16 protein-coding genes are annotated in these 16,001 nt (G+C 63.2%); 14 read left to right on the top strand and 2 right to left on the bottom strand.

The window, feature by feature from the left end; all coding sequences use genetic code 11:
* Positions 1-65 precede the first annotated feature (65 nt).
* The 4 genes from C0606_04070 to C0606_04055 all read left to right on the top strand — a co-directional run bounded on the left by C0606_04070 (position 66) and on the right by C0606_04055 (position 3,455).
* Positions 66-1,250, top strand: coding sequence for a PAS domain-containing sensor histidine kinase (locus tag C0606_04070; protein ID PLX37489.1), 1,185 nt, complete (start codon positions 66-68; stop codon positions 1,248-1,250).
* Positions 1,251-1,267: 17 nt separating this feature from the next.
* Positions 1,268-1,891, top strand: coding sequence for a DNA-binding response regulator (locus tag C0606_04065; protein ID PLX37488.1), 624 nt, complete (start codon positions 1,268-1,270; stop codon positions 1,889-1,891).
* Entirely contained in the window at positions 1,892-2,455 is a 564-nt protein-coding gene (locus tag C0606_04060; protein PLX37487.1) for a hypothetical protein, read from the top strand. It begins immediately after the preceding gene.
* A gap of 286 nt (positions 2,456-2,741) precedes the next feature.
* Positions 2,742-3,455, top strand: coding sequence for a transcriptional regulator (locus C0606_04055; protein PLX37486.1), 714 nt, complete (start codon positions 2,742-2,744; stop codon positions 3,453-3,455).
* A gap of 121 nt (positions 3,456-3,576) precedes the next feature.
* Here the strand turns inward: C0606_04055 and hemN are convergent, their stop codons facing one another.
* Positions 3,577-4,914, bottom strand: a complete 1,338-nt coding sequence (gene hemN / locus C0606_04050) for an oxygen-independent coproporphyrinogen III oxidase (protein PLX37485.1) — start codon at positions 4,912-4,914, stop codon at positions 3,577-3,579.
* Positions 4,915-5,387: 473 nt separating this feature from the next.
* Here hemN and ccoN point away from each other — a divergent pair, with 473 nt between their 5' ends.
* The 10 genes from ccoN to C0606_04000 all read left to right on the top strand — a co-directional run bounded on the left by ccoN (position 5,388) and on the right by C0606_04000 (position 14,829).
* On the top strand, positions 5,388-7,043 hold the full coding sequence (gene ccoN / locus C0606_04045) for a cytochrome-c oxidase, cbb3-type subunit I (GenBank protein PLX37484.1): 1,656 nt from the start codon (positions 5,388-5,390) through the stop codon (positions 7,041-7,043).
* 13 nt (positions 7,044-7,056) lie between these two features.
* Positions 7,057-7,785 (top strand): cytochrome-c oxidase, cbb3-type subunit II, encoded by a 729-nt coding sequence (gene ccoO, locus C0606_04040; protein PLX37483.1) that lies wholly within the window; start codon positions 7,057-7,059, stop codon positions 7,783-7,785.
* A 12-nt stretch (positions 7,786-7,797) separates the two neighbouring features.
* Positions 7,798-7,947, top strand: a complete 150-nt coding sequence (locus C0606_04035; GenBank protein ID PLX37482.1) for a CcoQ/FixQ family Cbb3-type cytochrome c oxidase assembly chaperone — start codon at positions 7,798-7,800, stop codon at positions 7,945-7,947.
* Between the two features lie 3 nt (positions 7,948-7,950).
* Entirely contained in the window at positions 7,951-8,823 is an 873-nt protein-coding gene (ccoP, locus tag C0606_04030) for a cytochrome-c oxidase, cbb3-type subunit III (protein ID PLX37481.1), read from the top strand.
* 159 nt (positions 8,824-8,982) lie between these two features.
* Positions 8,983-10,437 (top strand): cytochrome c oxidase accessory protein CcoG, encoded by a 1,455-nt coding sequence (gene ccoG / locus C0606_04025; GenBank protein PLX37480.1) that lies wholly within the window; start codon positions 8,983-8,985, stop codon positions 10,435-10,437.
* Positions 10,438-10,640: 203 nt separating this feature from the next.
* Positions 10,641-11,138, top strand: a complete 498-nt coding sequence (locus tag C0606_04020) for a nitrogen fixation protein FixH (protein PLX37479.1) — start codon at positions 10,641-10,643, stop codon at positions 11,136-11,138.
* A 63-nt stretch (positions 11,139-11,201) separates the two neighbouring features.
* Positions 11,202-13,517: a copper-translocating P-type ATPase gene (locus C0606_04015; GenBank protein ID PLX37478.1), complete on the top strand. Its 2,316-nt coding sequence runs from the start codon at positions 11,202-11,204 to the stop codon at positions 13,515-13,517.
* A 159-nt stretch (positions 13,518-13,676) separates the two neighbouring features.
* The gene (locus C0606_04010) at positions 13,677-14,039 is read left to right on the top strand and encodes a hypothetical protein (protein ID PLX37477.1); all 363 of its coding nucleotides are present in this window, start codon (positions 13,677-13,679) and stop codon (positions 14,037-14,039) included.
* Between the two features lie 43 nt (positions 14,040-14,082).
* Complete coding sequence (gene ccoS / locus C0606_04005; GenBank protein PLX37476.1) at positions 14,083-14,247, top strand: cbb3-type cytochrome oxidase assembly protein CcoS; 165 nt, start codon at positions 14,083-14,085, stop codon at positions 14,245-14,247.
* Positions 14,248-14,424: 177 nt separating this feature from the next.
* Positions 14,425-14,829 carry a hypothetical protein gene (locus C0606_04000; protein PLX37475.1) on the top strand — a complete coding sequence of 135 codons (405 nt, stop codon included), beginning with the start codon at positions 14,425-14,427 and terminating at the stop codon, positions 14,827-14,829.
* 8 nt (positions 14,830-14,837) lie between these two features.
* Here the strand turns inward: C0606_04000 and rsgA are convergent, their stop codons facing one another.
* Positions 14,838-15,899: a ribosome small subunit-dependent GTPase A gene (gene rsgA / locus C0606_03995; GenBank protein PLX37474.1), complete on the bottom strand. Its 1,062-nt coding sequence runs from the start codon at positions 15,897-15,899 to the stop codon at positions 14,838-14,840.
* Positions 15,900-16,001 lie beyond the last annotated feature (102 nt).

The raw sequence follows: 16,001 nt of genomic DNA, 5'->3' as shown, positions 1-16,001 counted from the left end.
GACGGATTGAGCTCCTCGTAATTTCCCGTATGCTACAAGCGATTTGTGCAAGGACCCCTGTCGGAATGCGTGACGAACGGACAAATCTGGGCCAGGAAATCGAGAGCATCTCGGAGTCGCGCCTTGCGAGCGTCCTCGACACGGCGGTTGACGGTATCGTGGTCACCGACGAGCGCGGCCGGGTGTTGGTCTACAACAAGGCTTGCGAGCGGTTGTTCGGCTATTCGGCTGTCGAGATGATCGGCGAGAATGTCGTCAAGATCATGCCGCGCGAATACGCCGACCGTCACGACGACTACATGCACAACTACCGCACAACCGGGGAAAAGCGCATCATCGGCATTGGCCGTGAGGTCGCCGGGCTGCATCGCGACGGCACGGTGATCCCGGTCGAATTGTCCGTCGGCGAGGCGATCACGCCGGTCGGGCGCCAGTTCATCGGCATTCTGCGCGACCTGCGTCAGCGCAAGGCGGTCGAAAAGCGCATCGACGAATTGCAGGCGCAACTCGTTCATCTCGCGCGCATCAGCGCGATGGATGAGATCGGCGCCGCTGTCGCTCACGAACTCAATCAGCCGCTTACCGCGGTCATGCTCTATCTGCAGGCGGTCACGCGGCGGCTGCGCACCGTCGCCGAGGAAACCGGCGTCGACGCCGACGAGCGCGCCATCGATGTGCTCGCCAAGGCGGTCGGTGAGGCCGACCGGGCCGGCAAGATCATCCAGCGGATGCGCCAGATCGTCGAAAAGCGCGAACCGCAGCGCCGTGCGGTGCGGCTGGAGGAGCTGATCGACGAGGCGATCGAACTGACGCGGCTCGGGCGCTACGCCGGTGAAGTCGAGATCCGTCGCAGTGACGAGCCGGACCTGCCGTCGGTCGACGTCGATCCGGTCCAGATCCAGCAGGTCATCGCCAATCTGGTGCGCAATGCTATCGAGGCCGTGCGCGAATGCGACGAGCGCTGGGTGCGCATCGGCATCCGCCGTGTGGGAGAACGGGTCGAGGTCGAGATCGCCGATTCCGGTCCCGGCATTCCCGAAGGACGCCGCGCCGAACTGTTCAAGGCGTTTTCGACCAACAAGCGCAGCGGCCTCGGCCTCGGCCTGGCGATTTCCCGCACCATCGCCCAGAACCACGGCGGTGATCTGACAGTGGATCCGGGCGGCAACGGACAGGGCGCGCGCTTTCTGCTCCTGCTGCCGATAACCGGCAACGATCGCTCGCAGGGCGACGAAAAAACAGCGGAATAGGGGAGGGGGCCGTACTCATGGCGGTGAACGAGAACCAGGCAGTCATCTACATCGTCGACGACGATCCCGCCGTGCGTGACGCTCTGGCGGTCGTCTTCGAGATGGAAGGGTTTGAAGTACAAGCCTTCGCGACCGGCGACAGCTTCCTCGAAGCGGCCAACGGACGCATTCCCGGATGCGTGCTGCTCGACGTTCACATGCCCGGTCGCTCCGGCATCGACATCCTCAAGGAGCTCAACGCCGATCACTACGCCGCACCGATCTTCATTATCTCGGGCCAGGGCGACATCCCGATGGCCGTCAACGCGATCAAGCAGGGCGCGTTCGACTTCATCGAAAAGCCCTTCGACGCTGAAACCGTGGTCAATCGGTTGCGCGAGGCAATGGCCGCGGTCGAACAGCGGATCCACAATTCGGAACACCTCGAAGATCGCGAATTCCCGGGTCGGGAAACGCTGACGCCGCGTGAGCGTCAGGTGCTCGGCCAGATCACAGCCGGCGCGTCCAACAAGGAAGCCGGCCGTGAACTCGGCATCAGCCCGCGCACGATTGAAGTCCATCGTGCCCGCATCATGGAAAAACTCGGTGCCCGCAATGCCGCCGATCTGGTGCGCATCGTCATGTCGGCCGACAATCTGTAAATACCTGCGATCACGGTCTTTCTCGATTTCGCGCATGACGCCGGCGACAGGTCGGCCGCCTCGTTGCGGCTGTATTCGTCCGGCCAGAAAGCCGTCACGCCGAGCTTGATAAGTAGCACTCCCAATAGTCAAACGATCGAAATCCGCCATTTTTTCGTAGGTTGGTCTTTTGGCCGGCCGTTGGTACTGCGTTCCGTTGGTACTGCGTTTGCGCGGGAGAGCATCGTGCTCGTTCATGTTTTGGAAGACGATCCGGGCGTTTCCGATTCGCTGCAGCTCTTGCTGGAGCAAGTCGGCCATGAAGTGCGCCTGTATCCGACTGCGGAAGCGTTTTTCCATTCGGGCAAACCGAAACCCGATGATCTGGTTCTGGTCGACCTCGGCCTGCCGGATGCGAGCGGAGCCGACGTGATCGACTGGATGGGCGAACTGCCCGTCGCCCCCAGGATCGTTGCCATCAGCGGCCAGTCGCGACTCGCCATCGAAAGTCAGCTCGGTATCGCCAACCGGTTGCCGCTCCTGCGCAAGCCGCTCAATGAGGATGCGCTGCTGGCGTGCCTGTAGGCGCACGCCGCGCCGGTTCATGCGGCGAAATCACGCATCTTTTCACCATTAGGTAAATCGGCGTATGTAACGCTCCGAATATTCCCTAAATCGCTGGGAAGCTAGAATTTTCTCGCTCGGACGATGGACAGAGGCACCATTTCCGGGCAGAGGTTTTTCAAATGCGTTTGACCTGCGTCAATTTTCGCCATGGGCCAAGGACGGAATGGCCCCTTAATGGGCGGAGATTTCGAAGGTGCTGAACTGGCGCGGCCGCGCCGGACGCATTGAAATCGAGGAGGGGTAAATGGCTCAGCTTGAGCAGCCGCGAAAGGGCGACGCCCACCGGCTTGCTGTGTCGTCGGCACAGAGCGAGCAGGCGTGGAGCGAGTATCTGCATTCCAATCGTGCCAAGACGCTACGCTACGCCCAGCACGAGGTCATCTTTTACGAAGGCGATCCCGCCGACCGCATCTATGAGGTCGCCGAGGGCGCCGTGATGCTCTACAAGCTGCTGCCGGACGGGCGGCGGCAGGTGGTCGAGATTCTGGGCCCGAACGACCTGTTCGGCTTTCCCGTGAGCGGTCTGCATGATTGCGCCGCCGAGACCCTGGTGCCGACGGTGGTGCGCATGCTGCGTCGCCAGGATGTCGAGGACACCGCGGATCTGCAGCAGCACGTCACCCGTTGCCTGCTTTCGCAGATGGAAACCCTGCACGATCACGCCGTTCTGCTCGGCCGCAAGTCGGCGCTTGAGCGCGTCGCGACCTTCCTGATGCGCTTCGTGCCGAATCGTGGCGGCCCGGGTTGCACCGGCCCGCAGGACGAGGATGCCGACGATTGTGTCGTCCATCTCACCATGACGCGGCAGGAGATCGCCGACTATCTAGGTCTGACGATCGAGACGGTGAGCCGGGTGATTTCGGAAATGAAGCGCCGCTCGCTGATCAGAATCGAAAAGCAGGACCGCATTCGCATCCTCAAGGTCTGCGACATCTGCCACCTGACCGGCGCGCACTAGGTCGCCCGAACGGAAATCTCCGGCGCAAAACGCTGGTTCGAAAACAACAAAGGCCGCGCATCGGGTGAGATGCGCGGCCTTTTCGTTGGTCTTTCGGGCGACCGGCGTCTTAAACCGCGACCTAATGGCGGGCGGCGGCGGCGGCCAGATAGCTGTCGAAGGCGGCGGCGGCGATGCGCACATAAGGCCGCCCGGCTTCAAGCACCGTGACGACCTTGCCCTCGACCGCGACGAGGTTGTCGTCGATCAACTCGCCGAGCTGTTCGAAGGCGCTGTCGAACTCGGCGATGTCGATGCCGTATTCTTGCGCCACGGCCGCAACATCGACCGTATAGGCGGTCATGATCTCTTCGATGATCAGCGCTCGCGCCCGGTCGTCGTCGTCGAGCGCCTTGCCGCGAGCGATCGGCGGATGCCCGTCCTCGACGGAACGGCTCCAGCCGCCGATATCGGGGGCGTTCTGCGCGTAACCCTGCGGCAGCTTGCCGATCGAGGAGGCGCCGAAGCCGATCAGCGCCGGAGCCGCATCAGTCGTGTAGCCCTGGAAATTGCGCTTCAGCGTGCCGTCGCGCGAGGCGATCGCCATCGGGTCGTCGGGCTGGGCGAAATGGTCGAGGCCGATCACCTCGAAGCCGTATTCGGCGAGCCGGTCGCGGGCAGCCGCGGCCAATGCCAGGCGGCCTTCGACACCCGGCAGCTCTTCTTCCTTGATCAGCCGCTGGTGCTTCTTCATCCACGGCACATGGGCATAGCCGAACAGCGCCAGCCGGCTCGGCTTGAATTTCATCGCCAGATCGACAGTCTCGCGGATGTCTTCCGGCGTTTGTTTCGGCAGGCCGTACATCAGGTCGAGATTGATCGCGTTGATGCCGGCACCGCGCAGTGCGTTGACCGAATTCTCGACCACCTCGAAACTCTGGATGCGGCCGATCGCGGCCTGGACCTCGGCATTGAAGTCCTGCACGCCGAGGCTCGCCCGGGTCACCCCGCACTCGGCCAGCGTGTCGGCAAGCCGCGTCGTCACCGTCCGCGGGTCGAGCTCGATCGCATGTTCGAGATCGCCGTCAAGGTCGAACCATTCGCGCAGGCTCGCGACCACCGCCCGGAACGAGGCGTCCGGCAGCAGGCTCGGCGTGCCGCCACCCCAGTGGATATGACTGACCGGGCGCTTTTCACCGATCAGCTTGCCGATCAGCGCGACTTCCGCCGCCAGCGTCTTGCCGTAGGAAACCAGAGGGGCTTCCTTCTTGGTGACCTTGGTGTGACAGCCGCAGTACCAGCACATTTCCTGGCAGTAGGGGACGTGCAGGTAGAGCGAGAGGTCGCCGCCGGCCGGCAGGTCGCGCAACCACGCCTCATACATTTCCGGCGTCACATCGGCGCTGAAATGCGGGGCAGTGGGATAGGACGTGTAGCGCGGCACATTCCGTGTCGCATACTTGCTGACGAGGTATTCCATACGCTCCTACCTATCGACGAGAAGAACTGCCGGCTTTGACCGACGTCAACCGGTTATTGCCACGGAATCGCGGTCAAGCCAAATTCCGAGCCCTGTTCAACGGATGCGAATCTACACCCCCTGCGGAAGGCAGCAGGAAAAAATGCATGCGTCATTGTGTCGGGATCGGTGTGCGCGCGAAATCGGTGAAGTCCCTGAGTTGTGCGGCGAATGAACTGAAAACACGGTGGAAATCCGTGCGCCCGATAGGTAATTGTCCGGGTAACGGTTACAGATGCGACAGCGTATCCTGTTGACCCGATGGAGCCGTGTATGGTTCACGGCTTCGATACCTGTGGGACTCTGCCGGAGCGATGTAGCTCTCAGGAGCAAGCGGGTAACGGCTGAAACGACATCTGGGAATGCCGGAAACGGGTTTCAAGGGTCGTTCGGTTGGGGACACATAAATATCAACCCATAATCGGGGCGGAACGATGGCTCGATCTGCTGAGGCAAAGTCTCTGACGCTTGAGGAAGGGCTCTACGCCGCATTCCTCGTCGTCCTTACGCTCATCTGTCTGGTGATTGCCGGTAAGGCATATGACCAGGTGATGGCATTCCACGCCGTTGTAGGTGCCGCATTCTCGGCGCTTGGCGTTTTTCTCATTTTCCGCGGGTATTTCGCTCGTCCGGGCGGCGCCGTGCCGCAGGTCGTCAACGGAACGCCCAACTACAACTACGGCCCGATCAAGTTCGCGACGATCGCGGCCATGTTCTGGGGTCTCGCCGGCTTCCTGGTCGGTGACTACCTTGCCTGGGAACTGGCCTTCCCGGCGCTGAACATGGACCTGTCGTTCCTGAACTTCGGTCGTCTGCGCCCGCTGCACACCTCCGCGGTGATTTTCGCGTTCGGCGGCAATGTGCTTCTCGGCACGTCGTTCTACGTCGTTCAGCGCACCTCGCAGGCCCGCATGCCGGGCATCGTGACGCCGTGGTTCGTCATTCTCGGCTACAACGCCTTCATCGTGATCGCCGGCACCGGCTATCTGCTGGGCGTTACGCAGTCGAAGGAATACGCCGAACCGGAATGGTACGCCGACCTGTGGCTGACCGTTGTCTGGGTGGTCTACCTGCTGCTCTTCCTCGGCACGCTGTGGAAGCGCCGTGACCCGCACATCTACGTGGCGAACTGGTTCTATCTGGCCTTCATCGTCACCATCGCGATGCTGCACCTCGGCAACAACGTGACGGTTCCGATCTCGATCTTCTCGTCCAAGTCCTACATCGCCTGGTCGGGCGTGCAGGACGCGATGACCCAGTGGTGGTACGGCCACAACGCGGTGGGCTTCTTCCTGACCGCCGGCTTCCTGGCCATCATGTACTACTTCATCCCGAAGCGCGCCGAACGGCCGGTCTTCTCGTACCGCCTGTCGATCGTTCACTTCTGGGCACTGGTCTTCATCTACATCTGGGCTGGTCCGCACCATCTGCACTACACGGCTCTGCCGCAGTGGGCATCGACGCTTGGCATGACCATGTCGATCATTCTGTGGATGCCGAGCTGGGGCGGCATGATCAACGGTCTGATGACCCTCTCGGGCGCCTGGGACAAGCTGCGCACCGACCCGGTCATCCGCATGATGGTCATCTCGGTCGCGTTCTACGGCATGTCGACCTTCGAAGGCCCGATGATGTCGATCCGCGCGGTCAACCAGCTTTCGCACTACACCGACTGGACCGTTGGCCACGTGCACTCCGGTGCTCTCGGCTGGGTGGGCTACATCTCGTTCGGCGCGATCTACTGCCTCGTTCCGTGGCTGTGGAACCGCAAGGGCCTGTACTCGCTCCGTCTGGTTAGCTGGCACTTCTGGGTCGGCTCGATCGGTATCGTGCTCTACATCACCGCGATGTGGGTGTCCGGTATCCTTCAGGGTCTGATGTGGCGGGCGTATACGGCGCTTGGTTTCCTCGAATACTCGTTCATCGAGACCGTGGAAGCGATGCATCCGTTCTACGTCATCCGTGCGATCGGCGGCGCAATGTTCGTCCTCGGCGCGCTCATCATGGCCTACAACCTCTACATGACCATCCGCTATGGCGAAGCCGAAGAGGCCGAGTCTGCGAAGGTCGCCCCCGCCGCGGCGGAATGAGGAGGATCGACCCATGGCTAACAAGCACGAAATCTTCGAAAAGAACTCGATCATCCTCACCGTCGGCATCCTCATCGTGGTTGCTATCGGTGGCCTGGTCGAAATCGTCCCGCTCTTCTACCTGAAGAGCACCATCGAAAAGGTTGAGGGCATGCGTCCCTACAGCCCGCTCGAACTGGCTGGCCGTAACATCTACATCCGCGAGGGCTGCTACACCTGCCACTCGCAGATGATCCGTCCGCTTCGCGACGAGATCGAACGTTACGGCCACTACTCGCTGGCGGCGGAGTCGATGTACGACCATCCGTTCCAGTGGGGCTCCAAGCGTACCGGCCCGGACCTTGCCCGCATCGGCGGCAAGTACTCCGACGAATGGCACCGCGAGCATTTGGTCGACCCGCGCCAGGTGGTGCCGGAATCGGTCATGCCGGGCTATCCGTTCCTCGCCACCGCCGAGCTCAGTGCCGATCACATGGATCAGCACCTGAAGATCAACACGGTGGTTGGTGTTCCTTACACCGAGGATCAGATCGCCAACGCCAAGGCTGACCTGTTCACCCAGGTCAATCCTGATGCCGACGATATCGACGGCTTCATGGAGCGGTATCCGAAGGCTGTCGTCCGCGATTTCGACGGCGATCCCAGCAAGGTTACGGAGCTCGACGCGCTGATTGCGTATCTCCAGATGCTGGGCACGCTGGTCGACTTCTCGATCTACGACAACAAGGCAGACCTGCGCTAGGCGAAAGGGGTGATGATGTACGAACAACTCGCTCATTTCGCTGGCACATGGGGTGCCCTTTACTTCGCACTACTGTTCCTGGGCGTGCTGGTATACGCACTGTGGCCGTCAAATCGGAAGCAGTTCGATGATGCCGCCCATATCCCCCTCAGGGAGGATTGATAAATGGCTGAACACAAGAAAGACATCGACGAGTTTTCGGGCGTCGAAACGACCGGTCACGAATGGGACGGTCTGAAGGAACTCAACAATCCGCTGCCGCGGTGGTGGATCATGACCTTCTACGTCTGCATCATCTGGGCAATCGGTTACTGGATTGCCATGCCGTCCTGGCCGCTCATCGAGAGCTACACCGCGGGTGTCCTCGGTGCCTCTCAGCGAGCACAGGCGATCGAAGCCTACGAAACCGCGGCTGCGGCCCGCGCCGAAAAGGGTGCTGGTCTGGTCGAGGCTTCGCTGGAAGACATCCAGGGCAAGCAGGACTTGCTTGAGTTCGCCATGGCGAACGGTAAGGCCGCCTTCGGTGACAACTGCGCTCCGTGCCACGGCACGGGTGCGACCGGCTCCGCCGGCTTCCCGAACCTGAACGATGACGACTGGCTGTGGGGCGGCTCGCTCGAAGCGATCCACACCACCATCCAGTACGGCATCCGCTCGGGCCACGACGAAGCCCGCGTCGGCGACATGACCGCCTTCGGTCATGACGAAATCCTCGAAAAGGACCAGATCACGCAGGTCGTCGGCTATGTCCGCAGCCTGTCGGGTATGGAAGCCGAAGGGGCCGACATCGAAGCCGGCAAGACCGTGTTCGTGGACAACTGCGCGGCCTGTCACGGCGAAGATGCCAAGGGCATGCAGGAACTCGGTGCGCCGAACCTGACCGACGGCATCTGGCTGTATGGTTCTGACGCTGCGACGCTTACCGAAACCGTGACTGCTGGTCGCAAGGGCGTGATGCCGGCGTGGACCGGTCGTCTCGACGACGTGACCATCAAGTCGCTGGCCGTGTACGTCCACAGCCTCGGCGGTGGTCAGTAAGCGAACGCGATCCGAAACGGATCCGGCGGTGTTTGTTAACGCACGCCCTTGAAAAAAGGCGGCGGCCCTCTGGCCGCCGCCAATTAACTGGATACATACCTTTAAAAAGCACTCACAAAAAAAGACCGGCAAAAAAGAGAGACGAAAGGTAGACGTTAGATGCGTGTTGAGACCCAGAACGGTGGGGCCGGAGATTCTCCGATGTATGCATCGCATGAAAAGGTCTATCCCGCCGCAGTAAGCGGCCGGTTTCGGAAGATCAAATGGGCACTGCTGGTCATTACGCTTGGTATCTATTACCTGCTGCCCTTTGTGCGATGGGATCGCGGACCGAACGCGCCCGACCAGGCCGTCCTCGTCGATATGCCGGGGCGCCGTTTTTACTTTTTCATGATCGAGATCTGGCCACAGGAAGTTTACTACTTCACCGGCCTGCTGATCCTTGCCGCATTGACGCTGTTCCTGATGAACGCGCTCGCCGGCCGCGTCTGGTGCGGCTACCTGTGCTGGCAGACGGTCTGGACCGATCTGTTTTTCGCCGTCGAACGCTGGGTCGAAGGTGACCGCCGCGAGCGCATCAAGCTCGACAAGACGCCGTGGAGCTTGCGCTGGATCCGCCAGAAGGCGACCAAGCATATCCTCTGGATATTGATCGCCTGGTGGACCGGCGGCGCCTGGGTCCTGTACTTCGCCGACGCGCCGACACTGGTTGTCCAGCTCGCAACCCTGCAGGCGCCCTTCGTCGCCTACATGTTCATCGGCATCCTGACGTTCACGACCTACGTGTTCGCCGGCTTCATGCGCGAGCAGGTCTGCATCTATATGTGTCCCTGGCCGCGCATTCAGGCCGCTTTGACCGACGAGTTCGCGCTCAATGTCACCTACCGGCACGACCGCGGCGAGCCGCGGGTCTCGGTCAAGCAGGCTGAAAAGCTGCGCGCGGCCGGTGAACCCGCCGGCGATTGCGTCGACTGCGGCCAGTGCGTCGCGGTCTGTCCGACCGGCACCGATATCCGCCATGGTTCGCAGCTTTCCTGCATCCAGTGCGGCCTGTGCATCGATGCCTGCGACAACGTGATGAAGAAGATTGGCCGTCCGACCGGTCTGGTCACGTACGATACCGACGACAATATGGATCGTGCCGAACGTGGCGAGCCGCCGGTCTATCGTCTGATCCGTTTCCGCACCATCGGTTACGTCGTCATCATTTCGGCTGTCTGTCTGTTCATGCTCTACACGCTGACCAACCGGACGCTCGAAGACGTCAATGTGCTGCACGACCGCAACCCGCTCTACGTCAATCTGTCGAATGGCGGTGTGCGCAACGGCTACACCATCCGCCTTCTCAACAAGGAGGCGCGTGAACGCGAGTTCGTGCTCTCCGTGGCGGGAATGCCGGAAGGCACGTCGCTGGAAGTGGTCGGTGTCTCCGATCAGGTCGAGGGCAAACCGAAGATCTCCATCGGCCGGGACCAGACCCGTGAGGTTCGTGTCCTCGTCGCCTCGCCCCCGGGCGTGAAGATGCCGCATTCCTCGGATGTGACCTTCACCATCACCGACGCCGAAACCGGCGCCAGTGCGAGTGTGAGCGACTACTTCAAGGCATCGAGATAGCCTTGCCAGAACACGGCGCCGGGTTCTCCCGGCGCCGTCTCGCATCGGCCGGCCGCAGTGTCGGCCGGGATGCCGAACCATCAATCGATCGACCGGCGCGGTCTGGGCAAGGGGGGCTTGTCCCGGCCGTTTGGGCGTCGGTAGGGTCTCTCCGACGGGCCGCCATGTCGCCCGCCGCAGAAACGGACGGATAGGACCTCGCGATGAGCGAACTGACAGGCAAGCCGATCACCGGACGTCACGTTCTGATCGGGTTGATCATCTTCTTTCTCGTGGTAGCGACCGCCAACGGCGTGCTCATGTGGTACGCGATGAAGAGCTGGAGTGGCCTCGAGGTCGAGAGCTCCTATGAAGCCGGCCGGGAGTTCCCCGACGAGATCGCCGCCGCGCGCCAGCAGGAAACCAAGGGCTGGAAAGTCGGCATCGAGACCGAGCGTGATGCCTCCAGTACCGCGCAGATCCGCGTGACCGCGACCGACGCCGGCGACACGCCGATCAACGGGCTTTCCTTCACCGGTCAGCTGACGCGGCCGATCAACAGCGCTCAGGACCACCAGTTCGCGCTGGAGGCCGAAGGGCGCGGCGTCTATGTTGCCTCCATCGACGGGGTCGAGCCGGGTCAGTGGACGCTGATCGTCGAGGCCAAGGACGGCGAGGAGCGCGTCTTCCGGTCGCGCAACAAGGTCTTTTTCAGGCAATAGGGGCCGGCCGCGGACCGTGTGTCCGCGATCCGGGTTCCCGTTCAAACCGCAGAGTGGCCGGCCATGAACGCCCCCCTTCGCGATTGGAGCGCCTTCGCGACGCCCACCGATGACGACAAGCTCCACATGGATCTTGCCGTCGAGGGTGTGCATTGCGCTGCCTGCATGACGAAGATCGAGCGTGGCCTGTCCTCGGTCCCCGGCGTCACCCAGGCGCGCCTCAACCTGACCACCCATCGCCTCGCCGTCGAGTGGGACGAGACCGAGGCCGACGCCGACCAGATCGTCAACATGGTCGAGCGGCTTGGCTATCGCGCGCATCCGTTCGACCCTTCGCGGCGGTCGAGCGAAGAAGACGCGATGACGCGCATGCTGCTGCGCTGCCTCGCCGTCGCGGGCTTTGCCGCGATGAACATCATGCTGCTGTCGATATCGGTGTGGTCGGGCAACGTGTCCGGCATCGAACCCGAGACGCGTGACTTCTTCCACTGGATTTCCGGCCTGATCGCGCTGCCGACTGCGGTCTATGCGGGTCGTCCGTTTTACGTCAGCGCCTGGCACGCCTTGCGGGCGCGCAGCCTGAATATGGATGTGCCGATCACCATTGGCGTGTTTCTGGCGCTCTCGCTTTCGGTCCTGCAAGTCTTCCAGCACGCCGAGGATGCCTATTTCGACAGCGCCGTGATGCTGCTGTTTTTCCTCCTCGTCGGCCGCTTCTTCGATCAGAACATGCGCCGCCGCACGCGCTCCTTCGCCGAAAACCTCGCGACCCTGCGCGCCGAGACGGCGACCAAGAAGAGCGCCGACGGTGTGCTGCGCGACGTACCGCTGTCCAAGGTCGATCCGGGCGATATCGTGCTGGTGCGCCCCGGCGAGCGCGTCTCCGTCGACGGCATCATCGAGACGGGCACCTCGGAGATCGACCAGAGTCTCGTGACCGGCGAAACCGCGCTGGCCGCTGTCAAAGCCGGCGAGCGGGTCTATGCCGGCACCTTGAACGGCAGCGGCGCACTTGAGATCCGCGTCAGCGCTGCCGCGACGGGCACGCTGCTCGACGAAGTCACCAAGCTCCTGGAGACCGCCTCGCAGGCGAAGTCGACCTATGTCCGTCTCGCCGACCGCGCCGCGCAGTATTACGCGCCGCTGGTCCACGGTGCCGCCGCCGCCACCTTCCTGTTCTGGTGGGCCTGGGGTATCGGCTGGCAGCCGTCCCTCGTGGTGGCGATCTCGGTCCTCATCATCACCTGCCCCTGCGCCCTCGGCCTCGCCATTCCCGCCGTGCAGGTCGTCACCAGCGGGCTCCTGTTCCGCCGTGGCGTGTTGTTGCATTCCGGCGACGCCATCGAGCGGCTCGCCGCCGTCGACACCATCGTTTTCGACAAGACGGGCACGCTGACGCAACCGGTTCCGAGCCTCGTCAATGCTGCTGAAATCGCACCCGCCGATTTCGCGCTTGCCGGACGCCTCGCCCTGTCGAGCCGGCATCCGCTCGCCGTGGCGCTGGCCGGCGCCTCCGCGGCCAATATGCCGTTCGAGAACGCGCGCGAAGAGGCGGGTCTTGGGGTCGAGGTCGAAGTCGATGGTGTGTTGCACCGCCTCGGCAGTCCGAAATTCTGTGACGTCGAGGAGGCAACGCTCGAGACCTTCCGCGCCGCGCATCCGAGTGCCTCGATGCTCGCCATGCGCGCCGGTGACGCGATGCCCGTCCTGTTCGCGCTAGAGCAGGAGCTGCGCATCGACGCGGCTGATACCGTCCGGACACTGGTCGAGGGCGGCTACCGCGTCGAGATCCTGTCGGGCGACCGCGAACCGGCCGTTACGGCCGTTGCCGATACGCTCGGCGTTTCCGAGTGGCAGGCCGGCCTTGATCCGACCGGAAAGATTGCCCGCCTCGAAGCGCTCGCCGCCGAGGGCCGCAAGGTGCTGATGGTCGGCGACGGCCTCAACGACGCGCCGGCCCTTGCCGCAGCCCATGTCTCGCTATCGCCTGTCACCGCGGTGCATCTCAGCCAGGCAGCGGCCGATGCCGTGTTCCTCGGCGAGCGGCTCTTCCCGGTCTCCGACGCGCTCAGGATCGCCCGCCGTGCCCATGGCGCGATGGTTCAGAACCTGGTGCTCGCGGCTCTCTACAACGTCATTGCCGTGCCGTTCGCCGTTGCCGGCGCGGTCACGCCGCTTGTCGCCGCGCTCGCCATGTCGGGATCCTCGATCGTCGTGACCTCGAACGCGCTGCGGCTGCGCCTGTTTGACAAGCTGCCGACCGACGATCTGGCCGACCGGCTCGCCGCACCGGCGCGCCCGACGGAACAGGCCTGCCCGGTTCCTCTGCCGTCTCTCGACGAGTCACCGGAAATCGGCTCCGGGGGCGCGTCCCGGTGACCGGGCCTTGGCGTAGGGACCTGACGTAATTTGAACGAACACTCGGGGCATATTTGTTGACAGCGGCTTTGCCGCCCGATCTGAATGCAAAGGTTCTTCCGGTTCGCGAAGTTGGACGGTCGCGTTGGAGGGACGGAGCAACATCGAGGGGAAAGTCGAATGAAGACGCTGTTCGCGTGGGTGGTGGTGTGTGTTTCCTTGTTGCCGGCGACCGCCAGCGCGGCCTGGTCGACCTGGGTATCAAGCGACGAATATCAGGCGATTTTCGAGCGCCACCTGTCGCAGCAGCGCTACCCGGCGCGGGTCGAGGCGCGGCTCTCGCGCGGCGCGGTGCAGTATCGCGCCGACTTTCGGCCGTTTCCCTGGCCGGGCTTCAACTTCGCATCCCACCACGGATGGGATGACAACGGATTTGCCCGCAAGAACCGTCAGTACCGCAACCGCGGTATGAACCTGACGTGGCACAACCGGATCATCGTCCGGGGCCGCGCCTACAATCAGGGTACCTGGGTGCTCGAATAGAACGGATGAAAGGGCCTTCTCGGGAAGGCCAGGAAAGCAAGTCATGGACGTCCTGATCTATCTGATCCCGATTGCGCTCGGCCTGGGCGGCGTTGCGCTCGCCGCCTTTCTGTGGGCGCTGAAGACGAACCAGTTCGATGACCTCGACGGGGCCGCCTGGCGGGTGCTGCAGGACGATGATCTGCCGGAAGATCGGCGGCATAAATAGGCCGGGGAGGGCGGTTTCCTCCCGGTTTCGCCCAATTTCGCCTCACACCCGGTCACCTCTGCGTGAGATCGCCGGCTGCGGCTGAGCGCGGCAATACCTCCTTAACCGATCCGCCGAACACTGAAAGGCATATGCAGCCGCCCGCGCGAAAACGCGCGGTGCACAGCCCCAAGAGGCATGGCCGCAATGGTCTCGGCAGTCGGCAATTCCAGCGCGTTTCTCACCTCCGGCGGCACCCCCGCTGCCGGCGCGTCGCCGCGTGGCGAGGAGCAGCGCATCAAGGCCGAAATCCAGTCTGCTCGTGGTGAGCTCGAATGCACCACCTGCGAGGGCGACAAGGAAAAGCTCGAGACGCAAATCAAGGACCTGCAATCGGCGCTGCGCCGCGTCCAGACGAACGAGGTTCAGGCACCGCCGGCCGACGACGCGCGCGGGCAGGGCACCGTGACAGCGCCCAACACAGACAACAACGCCGAGGCCGCTCGCCAGACACGTTTCGATCCCGCCGATCCGAGCACATGGACGCAGACTCCGCCGGCGGACCCGAAGGCCGCCGGACAGATCCTCGACATCACCGTGTGAACACCGCGTCACTCCCGCTCGCGAAAGTGGCGCTTGTCCTTCATCACCTGCTTGACCATCTTGCCGAACGCCTTGCCGCGCTGCCGCCGCTCGGCCAGCGTTGCGCTGTTGAAGGCCTCTTCGGCCATGAGCTTGTTGAAATGGGCAAGCCGTACCGGGTCGAGCTCTCCGGCCGCAATCGCCGCCTCAACCGCACAGCCCGGCTCGCCGTCGTGCCGGCAGTCGGCAAAGCGGCAAGAATGGGCGAGCGTTGTGACATCGGAGAACACGTCGTCGAGCCCGTCCTGCACGTCGGTGAGCTGCAATTCGCGCATCCCCGGCGTGTCCATCAGCCAGCCGCCGGATCCGAGCCGATAGAGCGCGCGGCCCGTGGTTGTGTGACGGCCCTTGGCATCATCCTCGCGGATGCCCTGCGTGGCGATGGCAGCGTCGCCGAGCAGGCTGTTGATCAGCGTCGACTTGCCGACGCCGGAGGATCCGACGAAGGCAACGGTTTGCCCCCGCCCGCACCAGACCGCGAGGCGGCCGGCGCTTTGCGGATCGCGGGCATCGAGCGTTTCAGTGAACACGCCGGGCAGGGCTTTCGTGACCGCATCGGCATACTCGTCCGCTGTGTCACTCAGATCGGCCTTGGTCAGCACGACGACCGGCGTCACGTCGGCCTCGCGCGCGAGCGCCAGGTAGCGTTCCAGCCGGGCGATTTTGAAATCCTGATTGCACGACGTGACGATGAACAGCGTGTCCACATTGGCGGCGATCAGTTGCAGCTTGCGGCCGGTGCCCGGTGCCCGCCGCTTGAACAGGCTGCGCCGGCCGAGCCGCCACCGCACCCGCCCGGTTTCCCGGTCGAGCATCAGCCAGTCGCCGACGGTGGCCACGTCCTCGTCATCGTCCGAGGCGCGATAGGGCGGCAGATCGCTCTCGATGCCCGGCCCGATGATGTGGATGCGGCTGCGATGAACTTCCGTGACGCGCACCGGAACGCCGGTGGCGAGGTCGTTGGCGTCGAGTTGCGAGGAATAGAAGGCGGTCCAGCCGAGGCCGGACAGGTCGGAGATTTGGTCGCTCATTGGTCTCTCAAGAAGGATGTGGGCGGAACCCCGCCGCAAGGCAAAACACATCGTTCCGAAACAGCCGGGCAAGCGGCGCGTTTCGGGTCAAGCCATGCCGAG

Source organism: Hyphomicrobiales bacterium (assembly GCA_002869065.1).
Lineage (GTDB): Bacteria > Pseudomonadota > Alphaproteobacteria > Rhizobiales > Rhodobiaceae > Rhodobium.
Note: the sequence above shows the minus strand (reverse complement) of the source record. Positions and strands in the feature narration are given on the sequence as shown.